24 protein-coding genes are annotated in these 24,185 nt (G+C 63.3%); 16 read left to right on the top strand and 8 right to left on the bottom strand.

Going from position 1 to position 24,185, the window contains the following annotated elements:
- Positions 1-1,644, bottom strand: coding sequence for a glucose-6-phosphate isomerase (pgi, locus tag CN311_RS16240; RefSeq protein ID WP_097574783.1), 1,644 nt, complete (start codon positions 1,642-1,644; stop codon positions 1-3).
- Positions 1,645-1,923: 279 nt separating this feature from the next.
- Between pgi and pdxR the strand changes: the two genes are divergently transcribed.
- Both pdxR and CN311_RS16230 read left to right on the top strand, forming a co-directional pair.
- Entirely contained in the window at positions 1,924-3,417 is a 1,494-nt protein-coding gene (gene pdxR, locus CN311_RS16235; protein WP_097574782.1) for a MocR-like pyridoxine biosynthesis transcription factor PdxR, read from the top strand.
- 197 nt (positions 3,418-3,614) lie between these two features.
- Entirely contained in the window at positions 3,615-5,204 is a 1,590-nt protein-coding gene (locus CN311_RS16230) for a trimethylamine methyltransferase family protein (protein WP_097574781.1), read from the top strand.
- An 18-nt stretch (positions 5,205-5,222) separates the two neighbouring features.
- Here the strand turns inward: CN311_RS16230 and CN311_RS16225 are convergent, their stop codons facing one another.
- The 3 genes from CN311_RS16225 to CN311_RS16215 all read right to left on the bottom strand — a co-directional run bounded on the left by CN311_RS16225 (position 5,223) and on the right by CN311_RS16215 (position 7,921).
- On the bottom strand, positions 5,223-5,621 hold the full coding sequence (locus tag CN311_RS16225; RefSeq protein ID WP_097574814.1) for a hypothetical protein: 399 nt from the start codon (positions 5,619-5,621) through the stop codon (positions 5,223-5,225).
- Positions 5,622-5,699: 78 nt separating this feature from the next.
- Positions 5,700-7,106 (bottom strand): chromate efflux transporter, encoded by a 1,407-nt coding sequence (chrA, locus tag CN311_RS16220; protein ID WP_165779725.1) that lies wholly within the window; start codon positions 7,104-7,106, stop codon positions 5,700-5,702.
- Entirely contained in the window at positions 7,103-7,921 is an 819-nt protein-coding gene (locus tag CN311_RS16215) for a chromate resistance protein ChrB domain-containing protein (RefSeq protein ID WP_097574812.1), read from the bottom strand. The genes chrA and CN311_RS16215 overlap by 4 nt, the downstream gene beginning before the upstream one ends.
- 270 nt (positions 7,922-8,191) lie before the next feature.
- Here CN311_RS16215 and CN311_RS16210 point away from each other — a divergent pair, with 270 nt between their 5' ends.
- The 3 genes from CN311_RS16210 to CN311_RS16200 all read left to right on the top strand — a co-directional run bounded on the left by CN311_RS16210 (position 8,192) and on the right by CN311_RS16200 (position 9,473).
- Entirely contained in the window at positions 8,192-8,536 is a 345-nt protein-coding gene (locus tag CN311_RS16210; protein ID WP_208866513.1) for an ArsR/SmtB family transcription factor, read from the top strand.
- Positions 8,520-8,987, top strand: coding sequence for an SRPBCC family protein (locus tag CN311_RS16205; RefSeq protein WP_097574779.1), 468 nt, complete (start codon positions 8,520-8,522; stop codon positions 8,985-8,987). Before CN311_RS16210 ends, CN311_RS16205 begins: the two co-directional genes overlap by 17 nt.
- A 66-nt stretch (positions 8,988-9,053) precedes the next feature.
- Positions 9,054-9,473, top strand: a complete 420-nt coding sequence (locus CN311_RS16200) for a GFA family protein (RefSeq protein ID WP_097574778.1) — start codon at positions 9,054-9,056, stop codon at positions 9,471-9,473.
- 70 nt (positions 9,474-9,543) lie between these two features.
- Here the strand turns inward: CN311_RS16200 and CN311_RS16195 are convergent, their stop codons facing one another.
- Entirely contained in the window at positions 9,544-11,349 is a 1,806-nt protein-coding gene (locus CN311_RS16195) for an IlvD/Edd family dehydratase (RefSeq protein WP_097574811.1), read from the bottom strand.
- 253 nt (positions 11,350-11,602) lie between these two features.
- Here CN311_RS16195 and CN311_RS16190 point away from each other — a divergent pair, with 253 nt between their 5' ends.
- Positions 11,603-12,052: an SRPBCC family protein gene (locus tag CN311_RS16190; RefSeq protein WP_097574777.1), complete on the top strand. Its 450-nt coding sequence runs from the start codon at positions 11,603-11,605 to the stop codon at positions 12,050-12,052.
- A gap of 16 nt (positions 12,053-12,068) precedes the next feature.
- Here CN311_RS16190 and CN311_RS16185 read toward each other — a convergent pair whose 3' ends face one another.
- Positions 12,069-13,253, bottom strand: a complete 1,185-nt coding sequence (locus CN311_RS16185; RefSeq protein WP_097574776.1) for an Mrp/NBP35 family ATP-binding protein — start codon at positions 13,251-13,253, stop codon at positions 12,069-12,071.
- A gap of 237 nt (positions 13,254-13,490) precedes the next feature.
- Here CN311_RS16185 and CN311_RS16180 point away from each other — a divergent pair, with 237 nt between their 5' ends.
- Positions 13,491-13,868 (top strand): VOC family protein, encoded by a 378-nt coding sequence (locus tag CN311_RS16180; protein ID WP_097574775.1) that lies wholly within the window; start codon positions 13,491-13,493, stop codon positions 13,866-13,868.
- 27 nt (positions 13,869-13,895) lie between these two features.
- Here the strand turns inward: CN311_RS16180 and CN311_RS16175 are convergent, their stop codons facing one another.
- Both CN311_RS16175 and CN311_RS16170 read right to left on the bottom strand, forming a co-directional pair.
- Positions 13,896-14,900 (bottom strand): inorganic phosphate transporter, encoded by a 1,005-nt coding sequence (locus tag CN311_RS16175; RefSeq protein ID WP_097574774.1) that lies wholly within the window; start codon positions 14,898-14,900, stop codon positions 13,896-13,898.
- Positions 14,900-15,541: a DUF47 domain-containing protein gene (locus CN311_RS16170; RefSeq protein ID WP_097574773.1), complete on the bottom strand. Its 642-nt coding sequence runs from the start codon at positions 15,539-15,541 to the stop codon at positions 14,900-14,902. Before CN311_RS16170 ends, CN311_RS16175 begins: the two co-directional genes overlap by 1 nt.
- Positions 15,542-15,699: 158 nt before the next feature.
- Here CN311_RS16170 and CN311_RS16165 point away from each other — a divergent pair, with 158 nt between their 5' ends.
- The 9 genes from CN311_RS16165 to CN311_RS16125 all read left to right on the top strand — a co-directional run bounded on the left by CN311_RS16165 (position 15,700) and on the right by CN311_RS16125 (position 23,992).
- Positions 15,700-16,599: a LysR family transcriptional regulator gene (locus tag CN311_RS16165; RefSeq protein WP_097574772.1), complete on the top strand. Its 900-nt coding sequence runs from the start codon at positions 15,700-15,702 to the stop codon at positions 16,597-16,599.
- A 135-nt stretch (positions 16,600-16,734) separates the two neighbouring features.
- Positions 16,735-17,214 (top strand): formate dehydrogenase subunit gamma, encoded by a 480-nt coding sequence (locus CN311_RS16160; RefSeq protein WP_097574771.1) that lies wholly within the window; start codon positions 16,735-16,737, stop codon positions 17,212-17,214.
- A complete protein-coding gene (locus CN311_RS16155; protein WP_097574770.1) occupies positions 17,211-18,767 on the top strand; it encodes a formate dehydrogenase beta subunit in 1,557 nt (518 codons plus the stop codon). The genes CN311_RS16160 and CN311_RS16155 overlap by 4 nt, the downstream gene beginning before the upstream one ends.
- A gap of 10 nt (positions 18,768-18,777) precedes the next feature.
- Positions 18,778-21,690, top strand: a complete 2,913-nt coding sequence (fdhF, locus tag CN311_RS16150) for a formate dehydrogenase subunit alpha (protein ID WP_097574769.1) — start codon at positions 18,778-18,780, stop codon at positions 21,688-21,690.
- Positions 21,691-21,693: 3 nt separating this feature from the next.
- A complete protein-coding gene (gene fdhD / locus CN311_RS16145) occupies positions 21,694-22,524 on the top strand; it encodes a formate dehydrogenase accessory sulfurtransferase FdhD (protein WP_097574768.1) in 831 nt (276 codons plus the stop codon).
- Positions 22,514-22,828, top strand: coding sequence for a formate dehydrogenase subunit delta (locus CN311_RS16140; RefSeq protein ID WP_097574767.1), 315 nt, complete (start codon positions 22,514-22,516; stop codon positions 22,826-22,828). Before fdhD ends, CN311_RS16140 begins: the two co-directional genes overlap by 11 nt.
- A gap of 120 nt (positions 22,829-22,948) precedes the next feature.
- A complete protein-coding gene (locus tag CN311_RS16135) occupies positions 22,949-23,230 on the top strand; it encodes an alpha/beta fold hydrolase (RefSeq protein ID WP_245440847.1) in 282 nt (93 codons plus the stop codon).
- A gap of 43 nt (positions 23,231-23,273) precedes the next feature.
- Positions 23,274-23,636, top strand: coding sequence for a nuclear transport factor 2 family protein (locus tag CN311_RS16130; RefSeq protein ID WP_097574810.1), 363 nt, complete (start codon positions 23,274-23,276; stop codon positions 23,634-23,636).
- Positions 23,637-23,677: 41 nt separating this feature from the next.
- Positions 23,678-23,992, top strand: coding sequence for a hypothetical protein (locus tag CN311_RS16125; protein WP_097574766.1), 315 nt, complete (start codon positions 23,678-23,680; stop codon positions 23,990-23,992).
- Positions 23,993-24,185 lie beyond the last annotated feature (193 nt).

Genomic DNA, 24,185 nt, shown 5'->3' with positions numbered 1-24,185 from the left:
TTACTCCGATGCACGCAAATGGTGGATATGCCCCACTAGGCCAGCCGTCGAAGCGTCCCGCTTTGCGGCACTCTCCTTGCCTTCCACGACAGGCAGCAGTCCGGTCGCCAGTTCCTTGCCGAGTTCGACGCCCCACTGGTCGAAGGAATTGATGTTGAACAGCGTGCCTTCGACGAAGACGCGGTGCTCATAAAGCGCGATCAGACGCCCGAACGTATGCGGATCAAGCTTCTTGTAGAGGATCGTCACCGAAGGACGGTTGCCGGAGAAGACGCGATGCGGAGCGATCCTGTCGACATCGGCAGGCTTCATGCCCTTGGCCAGCATCTGCGTGCGCGCCTCCTCAAGCGTGCGGCCCTTCATGAAGGCTTCCGACTGCGCCAGGCAGTTGGCGAGCAGCAGGTCGTGTTGGTGCTTGAGATCGGGCTCATGGCCGATCGCCGCGGCAAGGAATTCGACCGGAATGAAATCGGTGCCCTGATGCAGCAACTGGAAGAAGGCGTGCTGGCCGTTGGTGCCGGGCTCGCCCCAGACCAGCGGGCCGGTCGGCGTCGTCACCGCGCCGCCGTCGAGGGTGACGCTCTTGCCATTCGATTCCATGTCGAGCTGCTGCAGATAGGCCGGCAGCCTGGACAGCCGCTGGTCGTAGGGAATGACCGCGCGGGCGGGATATTTGCAGATCACCCGATGCCACCAGCCGATCAGCCCCAACAGCGCCGGCAGGTTCTTGCCCAGCGGCGCGGTGCGAAAATGTTCGTCCATCTCGTGGGCGCCATCGAGGAAGGCGCGAAAATTTCGCGGACCGACAGCGATCATGACCGGCAGACCGATCGCGCCCCAGACCGAATAGCGGCCGCCGACCCAGTCCCAGAAGCCGAAGACGCGATCAGCCTCGATACCGAACTTCGCCACCAGATCGAGCGCCGTCGAAACGGCGGCGAAATGCTTGCCGACGGCTTCCTTGCCGAGCGCCTTTTCTATCCATTTGCGCGCCGTCTCGGCATTGGTCATCGTCTCGACCGTGGTGAAGGTCTTCGAAGCGACGATGAACAAGGTGGTTTCGGCGGAAAGGCCCTTCAGCGTGTCGTGGATGTGGGCGCCGTCGATGTTGGAGACATAGTGCGCGCGCGGCCCGTCGTGATAGGGCGCCAACGCCAGCGTCGCCATGGCCGGGCCAAGATCGGAACCGCCGATGCCGATATTGACGATGTCGGTGATCTTCTTGCCGGTGGCGCCAGTCGCCTTGCCTGAACGCACGGCGTCGGCGAAGGCGCCCATGGCGTCGAGCACGGCGAGGACCTCTTTTTTTACATCCTGCCCGTCGAGCACCACGCCCTTGCCGCTGAGGTTGCGCAGCGCCGTGTGCAGCACGGCGCGATCCTCGGTGATGTTGATCTTCTTGCCCTCGAACATCGCGGCGCGCCGGCCCTGGAGGTCGGCCGCTCCCGCCAGCTTCTCCAGCAGGTCCATGGTGCGCGCGTCGACGGCGCATTTCGACCAGTCGAGCAGCAGGTCGCCGTCGGTGGCGGAGAATGTCTGGAAGCGCTTGGGATCGGCGGCGAAAGCCTCGCGCATGCTGCCGGACGCGCTCGCGCGGTGATCGCGCAACGCGGCGAGCTGTTTTTGAAAGGACGATTGATCCACTGCCGAACTCCGAGCCTTAACATGTCATCACTAGAGGCCGGATGTTTCCGGCGCATGTCGTCGCGCCACTGTATCGAGCCGATTTCCCTTCGTTTCAATATGGAGCGATGCCGCATTGGCATCACACTCCTGTGTTGCGGCGCAGCAAAAAAGCCGTGAAAGATCACTGGCATAAATCCCAGCGATCAGAAAAATTGATTGGCGCAATACCTTGTGCCACCGTTACATTTGACTGGGCCAGCCAAGCGAAAAAAGCTGGCCATCGAGGAACCATCTTCCATGCCACAGCGAAACGATACGGCCATATGGTCTGGCCTGTTCCGGATTTCGGCGGAATCCGGCCAGACCTTGCAGGCACAGATCCGTCAGGCGATCGTCGCCGCCATCCTGGACCGGCAGATTGCCGCTTCGATGCCGCTGCCATCGTGCCGGATTCTGGCTGAAAAACTCGGCGTTGCCCGCGGCACCGTGGTGCTGGCTTTCCAGCAACTGGTCGACCAGGGGTTCCTGGTGGCGCGCGAACGGCGCGGCCATTTCGTCAATCCCGACGTGCTGGCGACTCCGGCCAAGCCGCACCAGAAGGCGCCCGACCAGGCCAATGAGATCGACTGGAAGGCGCGCCGGCAGATCGCTGCCAGCGACATGCCCCCGCCGGCAAAGCATGACAACTGGATCAAGTCGTCCTACCCCTTCGTCTACGGCCAGTTCGACCCGGCGCTGTTCCCGACCGCCGAATGGCGCGAATGCAACCGCATGGCGCTGGCTGTGCTCGAAATCCGCAACTGGGCGTCCGACATGGTCGACCGCGACGATCCGCTGCTGATCGAGCAGATCCAGGCACGGCTGTTGCCGCGGCGCGGCATCTTTGCCAATCCGGACGAGATCATCGTGACGCTCGGCGCCCAGAACGCGCTCTATATGCTCGCCACCCTGCTGATGACCAAGGGCTCCAAAGTGGCGATGGAAGATCCGGGCTATCCAGACGCACGCTCGATATTCCGGCTGGCGGGCGCCGATATCGCGCCGGTTCCGGTCGACCAATCCGGCATCGTAACCGCTTCCATCCCCAATGATTCCGGCTTCGTCTTCGTGACGCCCAGCCATCATTGCCCGACCATGGTGCCGCTGTCGGCGGAGCGCCGACAGGATCTACTGTCGCGGGCCAACCGCTACAACCAGATCATCATCGAGGACGGCTATGACAGCCAGCTTCTGGACGAGGCGCCGCAACAGGCGCTGAAGAGCCTCGACCGGTCCGGCCGCGTCGTCTATGTCGGCTCGATGTCGAAAACGCTGGCTCCCGGCTTGCGGCTCGGCTACATCGTCGCCTCCGCCGGATTGATCTCGGAGCTTCGCGCGCTGCGCCGCTTCATGCTGCGGCATCCGCCGGCCAACAATCAGCGCGCGGTGGCGCTGTTCCTGTCGCTGGGCCATCACGAGGCGCTGGTGCGTCGGCTCTCTTCCGCCTTCGACGAGCGGCGCAAGCGTCTGGTCCATGCGATTTCCGCCTTCCTGCCGGAGTGGCGTTCGACCGACTCGGCCGGCGGCACATCGCTCTGGCTCGAAGGGCCACGCGGCACCGATTCGCGCGGCCTGGCCGAGGCTGCCGCCTCGCGCAGCGTCATCATCGAGCCCGGCGACCGCTTCTTCGACCGCACCGAAAAGCCTTCGCGTTTTATGCGCTTGGGCATTTCCTCGATCGCGCTGCAGCACATCGAGCCCGGCATCCGCGAACTGGCGACAGCTGCGGGCCGCAGGCCAGCGGCGGCCTGACCCTTCTCCCGAACGGAGCCGGAACCGGCTCCGTTCCCTTGGAGAGGTCCTTTAGCACTCTGGCATATGCGACCATGTCGGCTGGCCCATAGGCTGTGCCAATGCCGGCGGCATAGTCGAGGGATAAAGGGGACGAAGCAGGCCGATGGTGGACCAACCGCCGCCGCCCGCTTCGCAGCTAAAGGTGGAGTGCCTCGATGTCAGTGGCTCTTGAGAAGCCGGATTCGCCCGCGGACCAGCGTTCGCGGCGATCAGGCGGGCGCGAAGCGCGCCGCGCCATGCGGGCGGCACCACTTGCCGACGACATCAAGCCGGTGCGCGCCGGCCTCGAAGGCGGCAGCTACGGACCGCTCAGTGAAAACGACCGCGAGCGCATCCACGAGGCGGTGCTGACGCTGCTCGAGACGGTCGGCTTCGCCAACGCCATCCCCTCCTGCATCGAGGCGCTGACCAAGGCCGGCGCCACCTATGGCGACGACGGCCGCGTCCGCTTCCCGCGGGCGCTCGTTCTCGACACCATCAAAAAGGCGGCACGGCATTTCACCTTGCACGGCCAGGATCCGAAGCACGACATGCTGATCAAGGGCAAGCGCGTGCATTACGGCACGGCAGGGGCCGCCGTGCACCTGGTCGATGTCGAGAAGCGCGAATACCGCGAGTCGCTGCTGCAGGACATCTATGACGCCGCCCGCATCGTCGAAGGGCTGGACAACATCCATTTCTTCCAGCGGCCGATGGTGCCGCGCGACATTCCCGATCCGCTCGAGATGGATTTCAACACGCTCTATGCCTGCGTGATGGGCACGTCGAAACATGTCGGGACCTCGTTCACGGTGCGCGAGAACGTCAAGCCGGCGCTCGACATGCTCTACGCGATCGCCGGCGGCGAGGAGAATTTCCGGGCACGGCCGTTCGTCTCCAATTCGAATTGCTTCGTCGTGCCGCCGATGAAATTCGCCGAGGATGCCTGCGGCGTGCTCGAAGCCTGTGTCGAAGGCGGCATCCCGATTCTTTTGCTCTCCGCCGGCCAGGCCGGCGCGACCGCTCCTGCTGCAATCGCCGGTGCGGTTGTGCAGGCGGTGGCCGAGGTGCTCGTCGGCCTCGTTTATGTCAACGCCATCAAACCCGGACATCCGGCGATCTTCGGCACCTGGCCGTTCGTGTCGGATCTCAGGACCGGCGCCATGTCGGGCGGTTCGGCCGAGCAGGCGGTGCTGACCGCGGCCTGCGCGCAGATGGCGCAATTCTATGACCTGCCCGGCGGTTCGGCCGCTGGCATGACGGATTCGAAATTGCCCGATATCCAGTCCGGCTACGAAAAGGGCATCACCGACGTGATGGCCGGTCTTGCCGGCCTCAACCTCGTCTATGAATCGGCCGGCATGCATGCCTCGCTGCTCGGCTTCTGCCTGGAAAGCCTGATCATCGACAATGACATGCTCGGCCATTGCCTGCGTTGCGTGCGCGGCATCGAGGTGACCGACGAAGCGCTGTCTATCGACACCATCGCCGAGGTTTGCCTGAATGGACCGGGTCACTATCTCGGCAACGAACAGACGCTAAGGCTGATGCAGACCGAATATTTCTATCCGGCCGTCGGCGACCGCTTTTCGCCGAAGGAATGGAATGAGAAAGGCAGGCCCGACATCCTGCAGCGGGCGATCATCGAGAAGAAACGCATTCTCGCCGAGCGCTTTCCCCGCCATGTGCCGAAGATGATCGACGACAAGCTGCGCGCCCGCTTCGGTGAGATCATCAAGCTGCCGCGCGGCAGTATGGGCGGGTGAGCTTACCTGCCGAGGCAGTCAATCCGCGCTGAGGCCATAGCGTTCGACGACTTCGGCGCTGATCAGCTTGGCATGCAGCGTCATCAGCACGATCTGCGCATCGAAGCTGTCGCCGGTCTCAAGCGCCGCCTCGATCCGGCGCTCCGCGTCCAGCATGTCTTCACGGCCATTGGACCGTTCGAACGCTTCCCGTCCGGCAATACAATAGCCGAACAGCCGCGCCACCGATGGATAGGCCTGCGGTGGCGGCTCGTCGGGCCAGTGATCCTTCATCAGATTGACGATGGTGAGTTTTACGCCCTCCGGCACAAGAGCGGGATGGAGGTCGGCACCGCGCAACGCCGCGTCGAGTTGCCTGAGATCGCCCGAGCGGCCGAACATTCCGAGGAAACCTGGAGAAGAGCGCCGTCGGGCCATCATGTTCCTATCCGTTTCCAGTCATATGGCACCGCGATCATTGTTATGCACGCGCAGGCTGCGCGCGGCGAAGCGCCTCTATCCGCTCACGGCCAGCAACAGGACACCGGCGAGGACCGATCCCGCCAGCGTCGGCAGCATGCCGACCTTGAGCTTCAGGATGGCGATCATGGCGGCGCATGACAGCAGCGCCGCGCGCCAGTCGATGGATAAGAGTACAGGAACGTTCATTCCACCCATGCTGCGCACCTCACCGAAGATGACGTGCAAGGCGAACCATAGAGCGAGATTCATGATGACGCCGACGACGGCGGCGGTGATCGCACCGAGCGCCGCCGACAGCGCCTTGTTGCCGCGCAGCGCTTCGATGTAGGGCGCACCGAGGAATATCCAGAGGAAACATGGGGTGAACGTGACCCAGAGCGTGAGCAACGCCCCAAGCGACCCGGCAAGCAGCGGGCTCAGCGCGCCGGGTTGGCGGAACGCGGCAAGAAAGCCGACGAACTGCAGGACCAGAATGAGCGGACCGGGCGTCGTTTCCGCCAGCCCAAGGCCATCGACCATCTCACGGGGCGCCAGCCAGCCAAAAGAGCCGACCGCTGCCTGCGCGACATAGGCAAGGACTGCATAGGCGCCGCCGAAGGTGACGACCGCCATGACGCTGAAGAACCTGCCGATCTCACTCCAAACGCTGGCGGATCCGGTGAACACCCAGATGAGAAGCACAGGCCCGAGCCAGATCGGCAGCCAGATCGCCAAGGTGCGCGGCGCATGCCATTTCGTCGGCCTGGTGTGGTTCAGTTCACCGCGCTCGAACATCAGGTCGACCGCGCCCTTGATATCGGGAGCATCGCCCTTGCCGTGCGCAGAACCGGAGAAAAGGCCCGGCGCAACGCGATTGCCGATCCAGCCTGTCAGGCCCGCAAGCAGGATGATGAGCGGAAACGGCATATTCAATGCGTAGATGGCGATGAAGGCGGCGAGCGCGATCGACACCATTGCCCGGTTCTTCAGGGCACGCCGTCCGATCCGAATGACCGCCTCGATGACGATAGCGAGCACGGCCGCCTTCACCCCGAAGAACAGCGCCTCCACAAGCGGCGCGTCGCCATACAGCGCATAGAGGGTGCTCAAGGCGAGCATCACAATCGCGCCCGGCACGACGAACAGGATGCCGGCGACCAGACCGCCGAGCGTCCGGTGCAGCAGCCAGCCGATGTAGACGGCAAGCTGCTGGGCCTCCGGGCCGGGCAGCAGCATGCAGTAATTCAATGCATGCAGGAAACGCTGTTCGCCGATCCAGCGCCTTTCCTCGACCAGTTCCCTGTGCATGAGCGCGATCTGCCCGGCCGGCCCGCCGAAGGAGAGCAAGCCGATTTTCGCCCAGACCTTCACGGCCTCGCTGAACGTCGGCACCGGCGGCGCCAGGGCGGTCTCGCCCGTTTTTTCGGAAGCCCCTGTTTTGCCAGAAGTCTGGACACTCATGCTGGTTTGCCCGCGCTTGGCCAATTGTGCGTCTCTTCGGTGGCGTCGCGGCACCAGCGAAAAAACGCGTCGTAAAGCAGCATCCCTGCCTGCAACTGTTCCAGATCGTCGCGAAACATTCGCGACAGGCCAAGCGAGGCGGCCAGGAATCCGGCCGCCTGGGGGGCCAGATCGAGGCTTGCCGTATCGGCCGCGCGCACAATCATGGCGAGACGGTCGAGCGGCTCGGATTCGAGCCCGAACTCTTCGATCATCGTGTCAAAGGTGCAGCGTTCGCCCCGGTGCGACCAGAACACATCGTCGATGTCGAAAGGCACGGCCTGAAAGCGATCCGCGGCGGCCGCGACTTCGGCGGCCTCGACAAAGAGAAAAACCGCGCCCGGATCGATGAAACGCCGGATCAGCCAGGGACAGGCGATGCGATCGACCTTGGGGCGAGCCCGCGTCACCCACACGGTGCGGCCTTTGTCGTCGCGGGGCGGCATCTTGTCAGTGCGGACCAAGAGCCCCTTGGCCTCGCGCCAGGCCTCGAAGCCGCCTTCGAGGGATTCGGCGGCAATGCCCTCATGCCGCAGCCAGGCGGCCACACCTTGCGAGAGCTTTTGGCCTTTCTGGCAGACGACGGCCACCCGGCTGCCGGCGAAGTCGGCCGCCCAGGCCGGGACGGTTTTGAAATCACGCCGGCAGGATGTCGGCAGCAGGCGCGGATCGGCGTTGTAATCATCATCGACGCGAACATCGATGATCGCGGGCGCGCCCGGCAGACCAATCAAACGGGACAATTGCGATACGGTGATAGCGGTTGTTGACGGCATGGCGTCCACCTCCTTGAAAGAGAAGCTTGGACGCGAACGTTGGGCTGACGCCTCACGGGGTCGTCGCGATGCACCCCTTGCTATGATGGTGGGTTTGTCGCGCCCGCTTGTCAAGCATCATCCGTCGCCCTTGTCCCATTCCGTCGCCAAGCGGGTTCAGGAAAAAGGACACAGCTCGATTGCACTGGCTCTTGCGTTGGGTTGACAGGCGGATAGGTCCACTATATTTAACTTAGAGGTTAATTAACTTCAAGGCTAATCGACATGCCAATGGACCACCTCTCGACGACATTCGCCACGCTGGCCGATCCGACGCGGCGCGCCATATTGGCAAGGCTGGCACTGGGTGAAGCGACCGTGAATGAGCTGGCAGCCCCATTCGCCATGAGCCTGCCGGCAGTTTCCAAGCACCTCAAAGTGCTGGAACACGCCGGACTGATCACGCGCGGACGGGAGGCGCAGTGGCGGCCGTGCCGGCTGGAAGCTGGGCCGCTGAAGGACGTTTCCGGTTGGCTGGAGCACTATCGCCGTTTCTGGGACGACAGTTTCGATCGCATGGCCGTCTATCTCAACGAAATCCAGACCAAGGGAGACCCGGATGGCCGCAAGAACTGAGACAGCTGAAGCAGCGCAATACGCACTGGAGATTTCGCGCCTGTTCGATGCACCGCCGGATCTGGTGTTCGAGCTGTGGACGACGCCGGAGCATCTGGTGCGCTGGTGGGGGCCAAGGAATTTCTCCTCGACCACGGAAATATTCGAATTCCGCGAAGGCGGACGCTACCGCCACCTTATCCACGGGCCTGACGGCCAGACCTATGCCATGTCGGGGATCTTTCGCGAGATTGTCGTGGCAAAGCGCATCGTGTTCACATTTGCTTGGGACGAAGGCGACGTCCAGGGTCGATTTGAGACGATGGTGACGGTGACCATGGCCGCCGAGGGCGACCGCACACGGCTGACTTTCAGACAGGAGCCGTTCGCCGACGTCGAAACCCGGGATTCTCATATTGAGGGCTGGAGCGAATGCCTGGACAAGCTCGGCGTCTGTCTGGCGAGCATTTGAGAAGAAGTCTCGCTCGGCGGCCTGTCGGGCGCAGCCGGCACAATTCAAGAACCACGAGGCAAGACGATGAAAAAGACCTATCACGGCAGCTGCCATTGCGGCGCGGTGCATTTCGAGGCCGATATCGACCTCGCCGAGGGTATCCGCAAATGCAATTGCAGCTTCTGCTGGAAACTCGGCTACCGAAAGTCGTTCGCAGCCTATGAAGCCGTAAGGGTGACGGATGGACGCGACCGTATGCGGGAATACAAGGCGACCCCGTCCAACTGGCCGGAAGGCGACATCAACCACTATATGTGCCCGAACTGCGGCGCGAATTTTCTCTCGCGCGGCTATCTCGACTTCATGGGCGGCAATTTCTGGGCGGTGAACGTCGCCTGCCTCGACGACGTCACCGAAGAGGAGCTCGCTGCGGCACCAATCGTCTATGAGGACGGCAAGCGCAACCGGCAGATGGAAGCGCCTGCGATCACCAGCTATTTGTAGAGCAGCGACGCACCGGCGGCGGCTCGATCCGGACCAAGCCGCCGTTTGTGCAGCCGCGGCGCTCCAGCGTTCAGTGATTGTCCCTCGGCACGCCGCTGGTGTGCGCGACATCCTGATATTTTACCGCCGGCTTCAGCACCATGCCAGCCGAAAACTGGTCGACCATGCCGCGCTGGATCTCCTGCCAGGGCGTCTGGTGCTTGGGATAGTGATAGCCGCCATTGTTCTGCAGCTCGGCGCGGCGCCGCGTGATCTCGTCATCGGTGACGAGGATGTCGGCGGTGCCCTTGCGCAGGTCGATGCGGACGCGGTCGCCGGTCTTCAGCAGCGCCAGCCCGCCGCCTATTGCCGCTTCGGGCGAAGCGTTGAGGATCGACGGTGAGCCCGATGTGCCCGACTGGCGGCCGTCGCCGATGCAGGCCAGCGCGTGGATGCCCTTCTTGATGAGATAGGCCGGCGGCTGCATGTTGACGACCTCGGCGCCACCGGGATAGCCGATCGGGCCGGCCCCACGCATGAACAGAATGGTATGCTCGTCGATGCCTTGCGCCGGATCGTCGATGCGGGCGTGGTAATCCTCCGGCCCGTCGAAGACCATGGCGTTGCCCTCGAAAGCCTCGGGGTCCTTCGGATTGGACAGATAGCGCTCGCGGAATTCCGGCGAGATGCCGCTGGTCTTCATGATCGCCGAATCGAAGAGATTACCCCTGAGATTGATGAAGCCGGCATTGGCTTTCAACGGCTCCGCGACGGTGCGAATGACATCGAGATTCTCGTTGACGGCGCCTTTGCAATTGTCGCCCATGGTTTTGCCGTTGACAGTCATGGCATCGGGATGAGGCAACAACCCGGCTTTCATCAGTTCGGCGACGACGGCGGGCACGCCGCCTGCGTGATGATAGTCCTCGCCGAGATACTCGCCCGTCGGCTGCAGATTGACGATGAGCGGCACCTTGAGGCCGATCTTCTGCCAGTCGTCATTGTCGAGCGGCACGCCGAGATGGCGGGCAATCGCGTTGAGATGGATCGGTGCGTTGGTCGAGCCGCCAATGGCCGAATTGACGACGATGGCGTTCTCGAAGGCCTTGCGGGTCATGATGTCGGACGGCTTCAGGTCCTCGTGCACCATGTCGACAATGCGCTTGCCTGTCTCATAGGCGATCTGGCCGCGCTCCCGATAAGGCGCCGGAATCGCGGCCGAGCCCGGCAATTGCATGCCGAGCGCCTCGGCCAGCGAATTCATCGTGGTGGCGGTGCCCATGGTGTTGCAATAGCCGGTGGACGGCGCCGAGGAGGCGACAATGTCCATGAACTCGTCATAGTCGATCTCGCCGGCCGACAGGCGCTGGCGCGATTCCCAGACGATGGTGCCGGACCCCGTACGCTTGCCCTTGTGCCAGCCGTTCAGCATCGGGCCGACCGAGAGCGCGATCGCCGGAATGTTGACCGTGGCGGCCGCCATCAGCAGCGCCGGCGTGGTCTTGTCGCAGCCGATGGTGAGCACGACGCCATCGAGCGGATAGCCGTAGAGCACCTCGACCAGGCCGAGATAGGCGAGGTTGCGATCGAGTGCGGCGGTCGGACGCTTGCCGGTCTCCTGAATCGGATGGCACGGGAATTCGAAGGGGATGCCGCCCATCGAGACGATGCCCTCGCGCACGCGCTTGGCCAGTTCGATATGATGGCGATTGCAGGGCGACAGATCCGAGCCGGTCTGGGCGATGCCGATTAGCGGCTTGCCCGACATCAGTTCGGCGCGCGTCAGCCCATAATTCAGGTAGCGCTCGAGATAAAGCGCCGTCATGCCCGGATTGTCGGGGTTGTCGAACCACTCCTGCGAGCGAAATTTCTTCTTTCCGGTGGGGGCGCCTGCCATCATGGTCTCCGTATTTGTAGGACAAATCGATATGACAATGCGCGAGTGCAGGCAAGGGGCTCGCGCAATCCTGACCCGCACTTTGGTGCGATAGACATGTCCGCACCCCTGCGCTAGAGCGACGTGCGTCCACTTGGACGCACAAAGTACGCTCTAGCATTTTTGAGTCTTCGCATCGTGCTTTCCGAAAATCGATTCTGATTTTCGGGCCGATGCGATAAGCTTCGGGCCTGTCTTTTCCGGGGAGATTTAGATGGCTTTGGTGATTGAAGGCGAGGAGCGCATCGCCGCACCCTTGCAGAAAGTGTGGGAAGCGCTGAACGATCCGGACATTCTGCGGCAAACCATTCCCGGCTGCCAGAGCCTGGAAAAGAAGTCGGATACAGAGATGGCGGCGACCGTCGTGCTGAAGATCGGGCCGATCAAGGCGACGTTCAACGGCGAGGTAACCCTGAAGAACCTCAAGCCGCCGCACTCCTACACGATCCAGGGAGAGGGCAAGGGCGGCATTGCCGGCTTCGCCAAGGGCGGCGCCGACGTTACGCTGACATCAGATGGGGAGGATACCACAATCCTCAAATACGCGGCCAAGGCCGATGTCGGCGGAAAGATCGCGCAGCTTGGCAGCCGGCTGATCGAATCGACCTCGAAGAAACTGGCGGGACAGTTTTTTTCAAGCTTCGGCGAAAAGGTGGGTGGCTGAGCCTCCCCTTTAGCGATTACTCGAACACGATGCTTGGCACCGCCGCTTCGGCCGCTCCGCGTTCCTCATTGACCCGGCCCCAGACCTTCGATGCGATGTCGCGGTAGATTCTCGCTTCGGCGCTGTCGGGTTTCGAGACGACCACTGGTGTGCCTGCATCCGAGCTCTCGCGGATGCCCATTTCGAGCGGCACTTCGCCGAGGAAGGTGACGCCGAGACGTTCGGCCTCGCGGCGGGCGCCGCCATGGCCGAAAATGTCGTAGCGCTTGCCGGTGTCGGGGGCGAGGAAGTAGCTCATGTTCTCGACGATGCCCAGCAGCGGCACGTCGACCTTTTTGAACATGTTGAGACCCTTGCGCGCATCGATCAGCGCCAGATCCTGCGGCGTCGAAACGATGACGGCCCCGGCCAGCGGCACCTGTTGGGCCATGGTGAGCTGAGCGTCGCCGGTACCGGGCGGCATGTCGACGACGAGCACGTCGAGCGGGCCCCATTCGACCTCGCGCAGCATCTGCGTCAGCGCCGACATCACCATCGGCCCGCGCCAGATCATCGGCGTCTCCTCGTCGACGAGAAAGCCCATCGACATCACCTTCAGGCCGTAATTCTGCATGGGTTTCAGGATCTTGCCGTCGACGGTCTGCGGGCGGCCGTGGATATTGAGCAGCCGCGGCATGGACGGGCCGTAGATATCGGCGTCGAGCACGCCGACCTTCAGGCCGTTGGCGGCGAGGCCTAACGCGAGGTTGACGGCGGTGGTCGACTTGCCGACGCCGCCCTTGCCGGAGGCCACCGCGATTATCGCCTCAATGCCAGGCACGCCGCGCTTGCCCTGGCTGTGTGAGGCGGGCGCCTGGGGCGCCGGTCGCGTGGGTGCGGCTGGCGGCGCGGGCCTGGGTGCAGGCCGCGGCGGAACAGGGGCCTCCATGCCGCCACCCTTCTTCTCCGCCGTCAGCGCAACCACGGCGCCGGCGACACCTGGAATCGCCTTCACCACCCGTTCGGCAGCGGCGCGCAGCGGCTCCATTTCCTGGGCGCGGGCTGCAGGAACGGTAATGGAGAAAAAGACCTTGGCGTCGGCAATGAAAATCTCGGAAACCATGCCGAGATCGACGATGTTGCCGGTGAAGTCCGGGCCGTTGACCGTCTTCAGGCGCTCGGTGACGATTTCCTTGGTGACGTTTTCCTGGAGGGCGGGCATCAGCTTTTTCCTCTGCTTTTGCGCATGAGATAATGCAGTTCCCGAGCAGAACCAAGCGGCGGAACGACACGCCGGGTGGCGTGCGCCCAAAAACCTGCATTGGCTTGTAGGGTTTTGCGGGAGCCGAACGTCCTTGGGGTAGGACGCACGCCGACCGCGCAGGCAGTGGTCGCCAGAAGACGAAGCGACCCTATTTCCTGGGCTTTCGGACGTGCCCAAGCAGGAAAGGAGACTGTCATGCTGGCAAATAGCAACGCAACAGCAAACCTCGCAGTGAAGGACCTGACCAGGGCCAAGGCCTTCTACCACGGCATCCTGGGTTTGACGGAGGTTCACAATGAGGGTGGCGAACTGATCGTCTACAAAAGCGGCGACACCAGCATCAATGTGTATCACTCGGAATTCGCCGGCACCAACAAGGCGACGGCGGTGACCTGGATGGTCGGCGACGAGATCGGCAACATCGTCAAGGCGCTGAAATCGAAGGGTGTTGTTTTCGAGCACTACGACATGCCTCGCACGACGATGGAAGGCGATATCCACGTCGGTCACGGCATGAAGGTTGCCTGGTTCAAGGATCCGGACGGCAATATACTGAACCTTGTGGACAGGTAGTTCCTGGCGACGGCATCAGACGCGAGGTCAGCTTGCGAGGCTGACCGCCAGGTAGGTGAGCGCCGAGATCGCGGCGGTGGCAGGCAAGGTCACCACCCAGGCGATGACGATGTTGCCGGCGATACCCCAGCGCACCGCGGAGACGCGGCGGGCAGCACCAACGCCAATGATGGCGCCGGTGATCGTATGGGTGGTGGAAACGGGGATACCAAGCCATGTGGCGGCGAACAGCGTGATCGCGCCGCCGGTCTCGGCGCAGAAGCCCTGCATCGGGTTCAGCCGCGTGATTTTCGAGCCCATCGTATGAACGATGCGCCAGCCGCCAAACAATGTGCCCAGGGCCAATGCCGACTGGCAAGTGAGCACGACCCATAGCGGCACATGGAAACTTCCACCCAGCATGCCTTGCGAATAGAGCAGCACGGCGATGATGCCCATGGTTTTCTGGGCGTCGTTGCCGCCGTGCCCGAGCGAATAGAGCGAGGCGGAGACGAACTGCATGACACGGAAAGTACTGTCCACGGCAAACGGAGTCTGACGCACGAACAGCCAGGAAACGAGAAGGACCAGGAGCAGAGCCAGCAGGAACCCTGTCGCTGGCGACAGCACGATGGCCGCAATGGTCTTGCCAAGACCAGACCAGACGATGGCGCCGGCGCCAGCCTTGGCAACCCCGGCGCCGACCAGGCCGCCGATCAACGCATGCGAGCTGCTCGAAGGGATGCCGGCAATCCAGGTGACGATGTTCCAGACAATGGCGCCGACAAGGGCAGCGAAGATCACAGCCGGCGTGACGATGCTGGCATCGATGATGCCCTTTCCCACTGTTTCTGCAACATGGAGGCCGAAGAACATAAAGGCGATGAAGTTGAAGAAAGCCGCCCAGAACACGGCATAATGCGGCCTCAGCACCCGGGTGGAGACGATGGTGGCGATGGAGTTGGCGGCGTCGTGCAGGCCGTTGAGAAAATCGAAGAAGAGCGCGACGGCGACAAGGCCGATCAGCAGGGGAAAGGCGATTGTCGCTTCCACTACACGTTCTCGATGACGATGCCGCTGATCTCGTTGGCGACGTCCTCGAAACGGTCGACCACTTTCTCGAGCTGACCATATATCTCACTGCCGATCAGGTAGGCCATGGGATCGCTGCGGCCATGCCTTTTGAACAGGTCCTTCAGGCCTTGCTCGTGCAGATCGTCAGCACGGCCTTCGGCACGCATGACCTCCTCGGCGATGGCGTTGAGGCGCGCGCTGTTGGCGCCGACCTTGCTGAGCAATGGGATCGCCTCGGCGACCAGCTTGGCGGCATCGACAATGACGCCGCCCATCTCCTGCATCAGCGGATCGAACTCCCTCTTCTCGAACAATCTTACCGTCTTGACGGTCTTGTGCATCATGTCGATGGCGTCATCCATCGACTGAATCAGATCCTTGATGTCGCCGCGATCAAACGGCGTGATGAAGGAGCGGCGCACGGAAAGCAGGACTTCGGCGGTGATGTGATCGGCCTCGTCCTCGAGATCGATGATCTTCTGGCACCAGCGGTCGATGTCCTTGCCCTGGAGAAGCTGCTGGAGCGCTTCAGCGCCGCCGACCACGGTACGGGAATGCTGCTCGAACAGATCGAAGAAGCGATCTTCGCGCGGCAGCAGCTTGCGGAACCAGCCCAGCATGTTCGATCTCCCGTCGTGCCGTTTCATCCACATAGCGCCGCATTCCGCCGCGGGAAACAGCAAGCCGGCTAAAAGATGTGGATGTGAGCCGATTGCAGGTGCGGCTTGCGGTGGGACACAATTTCCCCGACCTTGGGCGAAAGGATCGGAAAGATGGCATGATCGACAAGCTGGAGTTCTTCATCGCGCTGGCCAGGGAAGAGCATTTCGGCCGGGCGGCCGAGTTGTGCGGCGTCACCCAGCCGACGCTGTCGGCGGGGATCAAGCAGCTCGAGGGCCAACTCGGCGTGATGCTGGTGCTGCGCGGCTCACGCTTCCAGGGCCTGACGCCGGAAGGCAAGCAGGTGCTGGTGTGGGCGCGCCGCATCGTCGGCGATAGCAGGACGATGCGCGAGGAGATGCGGGCGGCGCGCCACGGCCTGTCGGGCCGCATCCGCATCGCCGCCGTACCGACCGCGCTCGCCATGGTGGCGCGGCTGACGACGCCGTTCCGCGAGAAGCATCCGGGCGTCACTTTCTCGGTGCTGTCGCGGACCTCGATCGAGGTGCTGACCCTGCTCGGCAATTTCGATATCGACGCCGGCATCACCTATCTCGACAACGAACCGCTGGGCCGGGTGACCAGCGTGCCGCTCTATGACGAGCGCTACCAACTGATCACCGCGACCGGAAACACCTATTCCGACCGCGACAAAGTGACATGGGCCGAACTCAGCCAGCTGCCGCTCTGTCTTTTGACGCCAGACATGCAGAATCGCCGCATCATCGACCAGCATCTGGCCGAAGCCGGCGTTCAGGTGCGGCCGACGCTCGAATCCAATTCGATGATCGTGCTGTTTTCACATATCCGCACCGGCAAGTGGTCGTCGATCATGCCGCTCAACCTCGCGGAAACATTCGGCTTTTCCGAGCCGATCCGGGCCATCCCGATCGTCGAGCCGGATGCCAGCCACACAGTCGGGCTGGTGGCGACGCCGCGCGAGCCGCACACGCCGCTGGTCTCGGCGCTGCTGGACGAGGCGATGGCGCTGGCGGACGATTTCCGCGCCCAGCACTAGGCTAAACAATGCGTGTCGAAACGGCTTGATAGAAGATTTCTATCAAGCGACGAAACAGCTTTATTGATTCCACGGGTTTCCTCTGATTTTGTAAAGACTTAGCGACAAATCGCTATCGACCAGGGAGGGCGCTGCATGACGATGCAGCTAGCAAGTACCGAGATCGCGTCGCGCACGGCGGCGATCGTCCAGGAGATGAAGGGCCTCGAAGGCCCGCTGCTGCCGATCCTCCACGGCATCCAGGAAGAGTTCGGCCATGTGCCGCAGGAAGCACTGCCCGTCATCGCCGATGGGCTGAACCTCTCCAGGGCCGAGGTGCACGGCGTCGTCACCTTCTATCATGATTTCCGCGCCCGCCCGGCCGGCCGGCACGTGCTCAAGCTCTGCCAGGCAGAGGCTTGCCAGTCGATGGGTTCGGACGCCGTCGCCGCCAAGATCAAGCAGTTGCTCGGCATCGGTTTTCACGAGACCACCCGCGATGGCTCGGTGACACTCGAGCCGGTTTATTGCCTCGGGCTTTGCGCCTGTTCGCCATCGGCGATGCTGGACGGCGAGGTGATCGGGCGGCTCGATGACGAGAAGATCGAAGAGATCGTCGCGGAGCTGCGCTCATGATCCCCCGCATCTACATTCCCGGCGATTCCGGCGCGCTGGCGCTCGGCGCGGAAAAGGTCGCCAAGGCGATCGCGAAGGAACTCGCCGACCGCGGCATCGAGGCCAAGATCGTGCGCAACGGTTCGCGCGGCGCCTATTTCCTCGAACCGATGGTCGAAGTGGCAACCGCCAATGGCCGCGTCGCCTACGGACCGGTCAAGCCATCGGACGTCAAGAGCCTGTTCGATTGCGGCTTTCTCACCGGCGGCCATCACAAGCGCTGGCTGGGTGCGCCCGACAAGATCCCGTTCCTGGCCAAGCAAACGCGGCTGACCTTCGCGCGCTGCGGCATCAACGACCCGCTGTCGCTCGATGCCTACAAGTCGCTTGGCGGGCTGAAGGGGTTGCAGAACGCGGTGGCCATGGCGCCGGCCGACATCGTCAAGCAGGTGACGGAGTCAGGCCTGCGCGGCCGCGGCGGCGCCGGCTTCCCGACCGGCATCAAGTGGAAGACGGTGCTCGATACGGCGGGCGACCGCAAATACATCGTCTGCAACGCCGATGAGGGCGACAGTGCCACTTTCGCCGACCGCATGATCATGGAGGGCGACCCCTTCGTGCTGATCGAAGGCATGGCGATCGCCGGCATCGCCACCGGCGCGACCAAGGGCTTCGTCTATATCCGCTCGGAATATCCGCACGCGGTGGCGACGATGAACAGGGCTGTCGAGGTCGCCCGCAAGGCGGGCGTGCTCGGCGTCAATGTGCTGGGTTCGCCCAACGTTTTCGACATGGAAATCCGCGTCGGCGCCGGCGCCTATGTCTGCGGTGAGGAAACCTCGCTCTTGAACAGCCTGGAGGGCAAGCGCGGCGTGGTGCGCGCCAAGCCGCCGCTGCCGGCCATCCAGGGGCTGTTCGGCAAGCCGACGGTGATCAACAACGTCATCTCGCTGGCCTCGGTGCCCATCATCATGGACAAGGGTGCGGCCTTCTACAAGGATTACGGCATGGGCCGCTCGCGTGGCACGATCCCGATCCAGATCGCCGGCAACGTCAAGCATGGCGGCCTGTTCGAGGCGGCCTTCGGCATGACCCTGGGCGAGATCGTCGACGATATCGGCGGTGGCACGGCCTCGGGGCGTCCGGTCAAGGCAGTGCAGGTCGGCGGGCCGCTCGGCGCCTATTTCCCGCGCGCGCTGTTCGACACGCCGTTCGACTATGAAGCCTTCGCCGCCAAGGACGGGCTGATCGGCCATGCCGGCATCACCGTATTCGACGACACTGCCGACATGCTGAAGCAGGCGCGCTTCGCCATGGAGTTCTGCGCCATCGAGAGTTGCGGCAAGTGCACACCCTGCCGCATCGGTTCGACGCGCGGCGTCGAGACCATCGACAGGCTCGCGGCCGGCATCGAGCCGGAGAAGAACCTCGCTCTGGTCACCGACCTCTGCAACACGATGAAGTTCGGATCGCTGTGCGCGCTGGGCGGCTTCACGCCTTACCCGGTGATAAGCTCGATCACGCATTTCCCCGAGGATTTCAAGCCGGCGCCAACGCGCGTGGCTGCTGAATAGGAGCTGGCAGATGAACGTCAAGGCCGACTTCCCATCGCTCATCGAAGAGATCGACTTCGGAACCCCGCAATCCAATGCGGAAAAGCAGGTCACGCTGACCGTCGACGGCCGCAGCATCAGCGTGCCGGAAGGCACGTCGATCATGCGTGCGGCGATGGAGGGCGGGGTCGAAATCCCGAAGCTCTGCGCCACCGACATGCTGGACTCGTTCGGCTCCTGCCGCGTCTGCCTGGTCGAGATCGAAGGCCGCGGCGGCACGCCGGCGTCCTGCACGACGCCGGTCGGCGAAGGCATGGTGGTCAACACGCAGTCCGAGCGACTCGACGCCATTCGCCGCGGCGTCATGGAACTCTACGTATCCGACCATCCGACCGGATGGAATGAGAAGGCCGGAACCGGCGCCAGCGAATTCGACGCGGTGGCGAAGTCGGTCGGCCTGGCCGAGAACCGCTACGGCGTCGAAGGCCGCAACCACGTCAAGCAGGAAAACGGCGTGGCGCCCGGCCACGGCTCGCTGGCGGTCGACTATATCGCCCGCGATGAGTCCAATCCCTATTTCACCTATGATCCGGCGCAGTGCATCGTCTGCTCGCGTTGCGTGCGGGCCTGCGAGGAGGTGCAGGGCACCTTCGCGCTGACCATCGAGGGCCGCGGTTTCGAATCGCGCATGGTCGCCGGCATGCACGAGGATTTCATCGCTTCCGAATGCGTGTCCTGCGGTGCCTGCGTGCAGGCCTGCCCGACCGACGCGTTGCGCGAGAAAACAGTCCTTGCGAAGGGCCTGCCGGAGCGCTCGGCCGTCACCACTTGCGCCTATTGCGGCGTCGGCTGCTCGTTCAAAGCCGAGGTGAAGGGCGACGAGGTGATCCGCATGCTGCCCTACAAGGAGGGCAAGGCCAACCACGGCCATTCCTGCGTGAAGGGGCGTTTCGCTTACGGCTACGCCACCCACAAGGACCGCATCCTGTCGCCGATGATCCGGGAAAAAATCTCCGATCCCTGGCGCGAAGTGACCTGGGAAGAGGCGATCGCCCATACCGCCAAGGAATTCCGCCGCATCCAGTATCAGTACGGACGCACCGCGATCGGCGGCATCACTTCCTCGCGCTGCACGAATGAGGAGACCTATCTCGTCCAGAAGCTGGTGCGGCAGGGCTTCCGCAACAACAATGTCGACACCTGCGCGCGCGTCTGCCATTCGCCGACCGGCTACGGGCTCGGCCAGACCTATGGCACCTCGGCCGGCACGCAGGATTTCGACTCCGTCGAATTCACCGACGTCGCCGTGGTCATCGGCGCCAATCCGGTTTCGGCCCATCCGGTGTTTGCCTCGCGGCTGAAGAAGCGGCTGCGCCAGGGCGCAAAGCTGATCGTGCTCGATCCGCGCCGCACCGAGATGGTCAAGTCGGCGCATGTCGAAGCAGCTTATCACCTGCCGCTGAAGCCCGGCACCAATGTGGCTGTGCTGACGGCGCTGGCGCATGTCGTCGTCACCGAAGGTCTGTTCAATGAGGCTTTCATCCGCGAACGCTGCGACTGGGCGGAGTTCCAGGACTGGGCCTCCTTCGTCGCCTTGCCGGAAAACAGCCCCGAAACCGTCGGCAAATTGTCCGGCGTCGATCCCGAACTGATCCGGGGTGCTGCGCGTCTCTACGCCACCGGCGGCAATGGTGCGATCTACTACGGCCTCGGCGTCACGGAACACAGCCAGGGCTCGACCACGGTGATGGCGATCGCCAACCTCGCCATGGCCACCGGCAATATCGGCCGACCGGGCGTCGGCGTGAACCCGCTGCGCGGCCAGAACAACGTGCAGGGCTCATGCGACATGGGCTCTTTCCCGCACGAGTTGCCGGGCTATCGCCACATCTCCGGCGAAGCCGTGCGCGACATTTATGAGAGCCTGTGGGGGGTGAAGCTCGACGACGAGCCCGGCCTGCGCATCCCCAACATGCTGGATGCCGCCGTCGACGGCAGCTTCAAGGGCATCTACATCCAGGGCGAGGACATTCTGCAGTCCGACCCTGATACCAAGCATGTCGCGGGCGGCCTTGCGGCGATGGAATGCGTGGTCGTGCACGATCTCTTCCTCAACGAGACCGCGAACTACGCGCATGTGTTCCTGCCGGGCTCGACCTTCCTGGAGAAGGACGGCACCTTCACCAATGCCGAGCGCCGCATCAACATGGTGCGCAAGGTTCTGGAGCCGAAGGCGCGTTATGCCGACTGGGAGGCGACGCAGGAGCTTGCCCGCGCGATCGGGCTGGACTGGAACTACCAGCATCCTTCCGAGATCATGGACGAGATCGCCAAGACGACGCCGAGCTTCGCCAACGTCTCCTTCGAGCTGCTCGACCGCGTCGGATCGGTGCAGTGGCCGTGCAACGAGAAGGCGCCGCTCGGCACCCCGATCATGCATGTCGACGGCTTCGTGCGCGGCAAGGGCAAGTTCATCCGCACCGAATATGTGGCGACGGACGAGAGAACCGGGCCGCGCTTCCCACTGCTGCTCACCACCGGCCGGATCCTGTCGCAGTACAATGTCGGCGCGCAGACGAGGCGCACCGAGAATGTGATGTGGCATGCCGAGGACCGGCTGGAGATCCATCCGCACGACGCCGAGAACCGCGGCATCCGCGAAGGCGACTGGGTGCGGCTGGCGAGCCGTTCGGGCGAGACGACGCTGCGCGCGCTGATCACCGACCGGGTGTCGCCAGGCGTCGTCTATACGACGTTCCATCACCCCGACACGCAGGCGAACGTGATCACCACCGACTTCTCGGACTGGGCGACCAACTGTCCGGAATACAAGGTCACTGCCGTCCAGGTGACGCCGTCCAACGGCCCGACCGACTGGCAGAGGGACTATAACGAGCAGGCCCGCCAGAGCCGGCGCATCGCCCCGCTGGAAGCGGCGGAGTAAGTCTTGGCCGCGCGCCGCAAAGCAACGACGCAGGTATCGCGGCTGGCGCTCCGCGCCAGCGGCACCATGGCCTCGAACCGCATGGTGCCGGAGGAGACGCCGGTGGCGTTCTCCTTCGCCGGCACCACGCATGCGGTGATGATGGCGAGCCCCGCGGATTTCGAGGATTTCGCGCTCGGCTTCTCGCTGACCGAAGGCATCATTGCCACGCCTGAGGAGGTCGAGGCGATTGAGGTCGAGGATCATGGCGCCGGCATCGACATCCAGATCCGGCTCAGGGATCAGGCCAATACGCGTTTCGAAGCGCGGCGGCGGCGGCTTGCCGGACCGGTGGGCTGCGGGCTCTGCGGCATCGAATCGATCGAGGAAGCGATGCGCTCGGTCGATGCGGTCGGTTCGTCAAAACTTACGCTTCAGGCCGACGATATCGTCCGCTCGGTCGAGCTTTTGTCGAAAGTGCAGCCGCTGCACACGGAGACCGGGGCGGTCCATGCCGCCGGTTTTTATGTTCCCGGCAAAGGCATCGTCATGGCGCGCGAGGATGTCGGCCGCCACAATGCGCTGGACAAGCTGGCCGGAGCGCTGGCGAAAACCGGCATTGCCGGCGCGTCGGGCGCGGTCGTGGTGACGTCTCGCGTGTCGGTGGAGATGGTGCAGAAGACGGCAGCCATCGGCGCCGCCGTCATCATCGCCGTTTCGGCGCCGACCGCCCTTGCCATCCGCACGGCGGACGCCGCCGGGATGACGCTGGTGGCGCTGGTGCGCGGCGATGATTTCGATATTTTCACCCACCCCGAACGGGTGGTTTGCGGAGTTGCCAAGCATGTCGCATGACGAAGACCACATCACCAGCACCAGGGAAAAGCTGGTGCGCATGGCCAATCAGATCGCGGCCTTTTTCCATTCCAAACCGCGCGAGGAAGGCATAGCCGGCGTGGCCGAGCATATCAACAAGTTCTGGGAGCCGAGGATGCGGCGGCAGTTCTTCGAGATGCTGGACAGCGGCACCGAGAATTTCGATGAGCTCGTGGTGGCCGCTTCGGCCAGGATCAAGCGGCCAAAGACGTCTGAACAAGCCGACATGAGCCTTGGTTACAGCCAGCCTACGCAGGCCGAGAGCGCGGCCCCACTGAAATAGCCTTGGCGCACCCTCCCGGCCGCCAGATATATTCCAACCTGCTAAAGTTTGTCTGCCGCAAACGGCTTGGCTCTGCTATGGTTGACGACAGGAAGTCGTCTGGCCGGGCGGGGTAATTGCGTGAGGCCGATCGAGACCCGATACGCCCGTAGCGGTGAAGTGCGGATCGCCTATCAGGTGGTCGGCCAGGGATCGTTCGATCTCGTTTTTGTGCCGGGCTTCATCTCCAATCTCGACCTGCATTGGGAAGACGAGGGCTACAGCCGTCTGTTGAAGCGGCTTTCGGCGTTCTCGCGGCTGATCCTGTTCGACAAGCGCGGCACCGGCCTTTCCGACCAAATCGACGCACCGGAACGCCTCGACGCCTTCTGCCCGGCGATGAGCGTCGGGCGGCGCTTTTGATCATCAATCGCCTGATATTGAAGGCGGGCACATGGAGGAGAAAATGTTGACGAAGTCTCAAACAGTGGATGGCGCGGCGATCAAGAAGGCGATCGAAGGCCGTGATGGAAAGATGCTGGCGAGCTTCTATGCCGACGACGCGCTGGTGCGGGTGATCGACCGCAACAATCCGCCGAGCAAGCCGCGCGAAATCCGGGGGCGCGCGGCAATCAGCACGTTCTGGGACGACATCTGCAGCCGGGCGATGACCCACAAGGTCGACACCACCATCGCCGACGGCGACAACCTCGCTTTCACCGAGGCCTGCGCCTATCCGGACGGAACCAAGGTGTTCTGCGCGGCGATGCTCGAGCTGAAGAACGGTCGGATCGCACGGCAGACCGTCGTGCAGGCCTGGGACGAGTAGATCAACCGCGAACTCAATCGCGATAATGGAGGAGAAGACAGATGTTCAGCGCCAGATGGCAGATCGACGCCAAGTTCGGGCACAAGCAGACCGTGCTCGAACTGTTGAAAAAATGGGAGCGCGAGATCGGCTCGCAAGTCGGCATCGCCGAGCTGGAGTTCCAGATCATGACCGGATCGATCGGCGCACGGGAGGCGACGGTCGAGTCGCACCATCAGGTTGAAAGCCTGGCGAAGCTGGAGGAGTTTTTCGCCAAGATCGGCAAGATCGAGGCCCACGCCAAATGGGGCAAGGAGATGGAGCCCTATGTCGTGTCGGGCACCAGCCTGTGGAACATCTATCGCATTGTGGAGTAGCATTCTTCTCCCCATGGAGCGCGGGGCAATCGCAGATGAAAAGCCAAGGCTTTCGCTCTACGATGTACCCCCACCCCTAACCCCTCCCCACAAGGGGGAGGGAGTCTTCCGTTGGCGCTGACCTCGGCAAATTGCCTGCCTTTCGGCGCCGAAGAAGGAAGGCGCGCGGCAGCGTTCCCTCCCCCTTGTGGGG

Origin of the sequence: Mesorhizobium sanjuanii (genome assembly GCF_002529485.1) — a bacterium.
Classification (GTDB): domain Bacteria; phylum Pseudomonadota; class Alphaproteobacteria; order Rhizobiales; family Rhizobiaceae; genus Mesorhizobium; species Mesorhizobium sanjuanii.
The sequence above is the reverse complement of the archived record's forward strand: the minus strand, read 5'-3'. Positions and strand labels throughout refer to the sequence as shown.

Coding starts and splice junctions, on each gene's coding strand:
- pdxR (WP_097574782.1), top strand. CDS start 1,924: ATGCCACAGCGAAACGATACGGCCATATGGTCTGGCCTGTTCCGGATT.
- CN311_RS16230 (WP_097574781.1), top strand. CDS start 3,615: ATGTCAGTGGCTCTTGAGAAGCCGGATTCGCCCGCGGACCAGCGTTCG.
- CN311_RS16225 (WP_097574814.1), bottom strand. CDS start 5,621: ATGGCCCGACGGCGCTCTTCTCCAGGTTTCCTCGGAATGTTCGGCCGC.
- chrA (WP_165779725.1), bottom strand. CDS start 7,106: ATGAGTGTCCAGACTTCTGGCAAAACAGGGGCTTCCGAAAAAACGGGC.
- CN311_RS16215 (WP_097574812.1), bottom strand. CDS start 7,921: ATGCCGTCAACAACCGCTATCACCGTATCGCAATTGTCCCGTTTGATT.
- CN311_RS16210 (WP_208866513.1), top strand. CDS start 8,192: ATGGACCACCTCTCGACGACATTCGCCACGCTGGCCGATCCGACGCGG.
- CN311_RS16205 (WP_097574779.1), top strand. CDS start 8,520: ATGGCCGCAAGAACTGAGACAGCTGAAGCAGCGCAATACGCACTGGAG.
- CN311_RS16200 (WP_097574778.1), top strand. CDS start 9,054: ATGAAAAAGACCTATCACGGCAGCTGCCATTGCGGCGCGGTGCATTTC.
- CN311_RS16195 (WP_097574811.1), bottom strand. CDS start 11,349: ATGGCAGGCGCCCCCACCGGAAAGAAGAAATTTCGCTCGCAGGAGTGG.
- CN311_RS16190 (WP_097574777.1), top strand. CDS start 11,603: ATGGCTTTGGTGATTGAAGGCGAGGAGCGCATCGCCGCACCCTTGCAG.
- CN311_RS16185 (WP_097574776.1), bottom strand. CDS start 13,253: ATGCCCGCCCTCCAGGAAAACGTCACCAAGGAAATCGTCACCGAGCGC.
- CN311_RS16180 (WP_097574775.1), top strand. CDS start 13,491: ATGCTGGCAAATAGCAACGCAACAGCAAACCTCGCAGTGAAGGACCTG.
- CN311_RS16170 (WP_097574773.1), bottom strand. CDS start 15,541: ATGCTGGGCTGGTTCCGCAAGCTGCTGCCGCGCGAAGATCGCTTCTTC.
- CN311_RS16165 (WP_097574772.1), top strand. CDS start 15,700: ATGATCGACAAGCTGGAGTTCTTCATCGCGCTGGCCAGGGAAGAGCAT.
- CN311_RS16160 (WP_097574771.1), top strand. CDS start 16,735: ATGACGATGCAGCTAGCAAGTACCGAGATCGCGTCGCGCACGGCGGCG.
- CN311_RS16155 (WP_097574770.1), top strand. CDS start 17,211: ATGATCCCCCGCATCTACATTCCCGGCGATTCCGGCGCGCTGGCGCTC.
- fdhF (WP_097574769.1), top strand. CDS start 18,778: ATGAACGTCAAGGCCGACTTCCCATCGCTCATCGAAGAGATCGACTTC.
- CN311_RS16140 (WP_097574767.1), top strand. CDS start 22,514: ATGTCGCATGACGAAGACCACATCACCAGCACCAGGGAAAAGCTGGTG.
- CN311_RS16130 (WP_097574810.1), top strand. CDS start 23,274: ATGTTGACGAAGTCTCAAACAGTGGATGGCGCGGCGATCAAGAAGGCG.
- CN311_RS16125 (WP_097574766.1), top strand. CDS start 23,678: ATGTTCAGCGCCAGATGGCAGATCGACGCCAAGTTCGGGCACAAGCAG.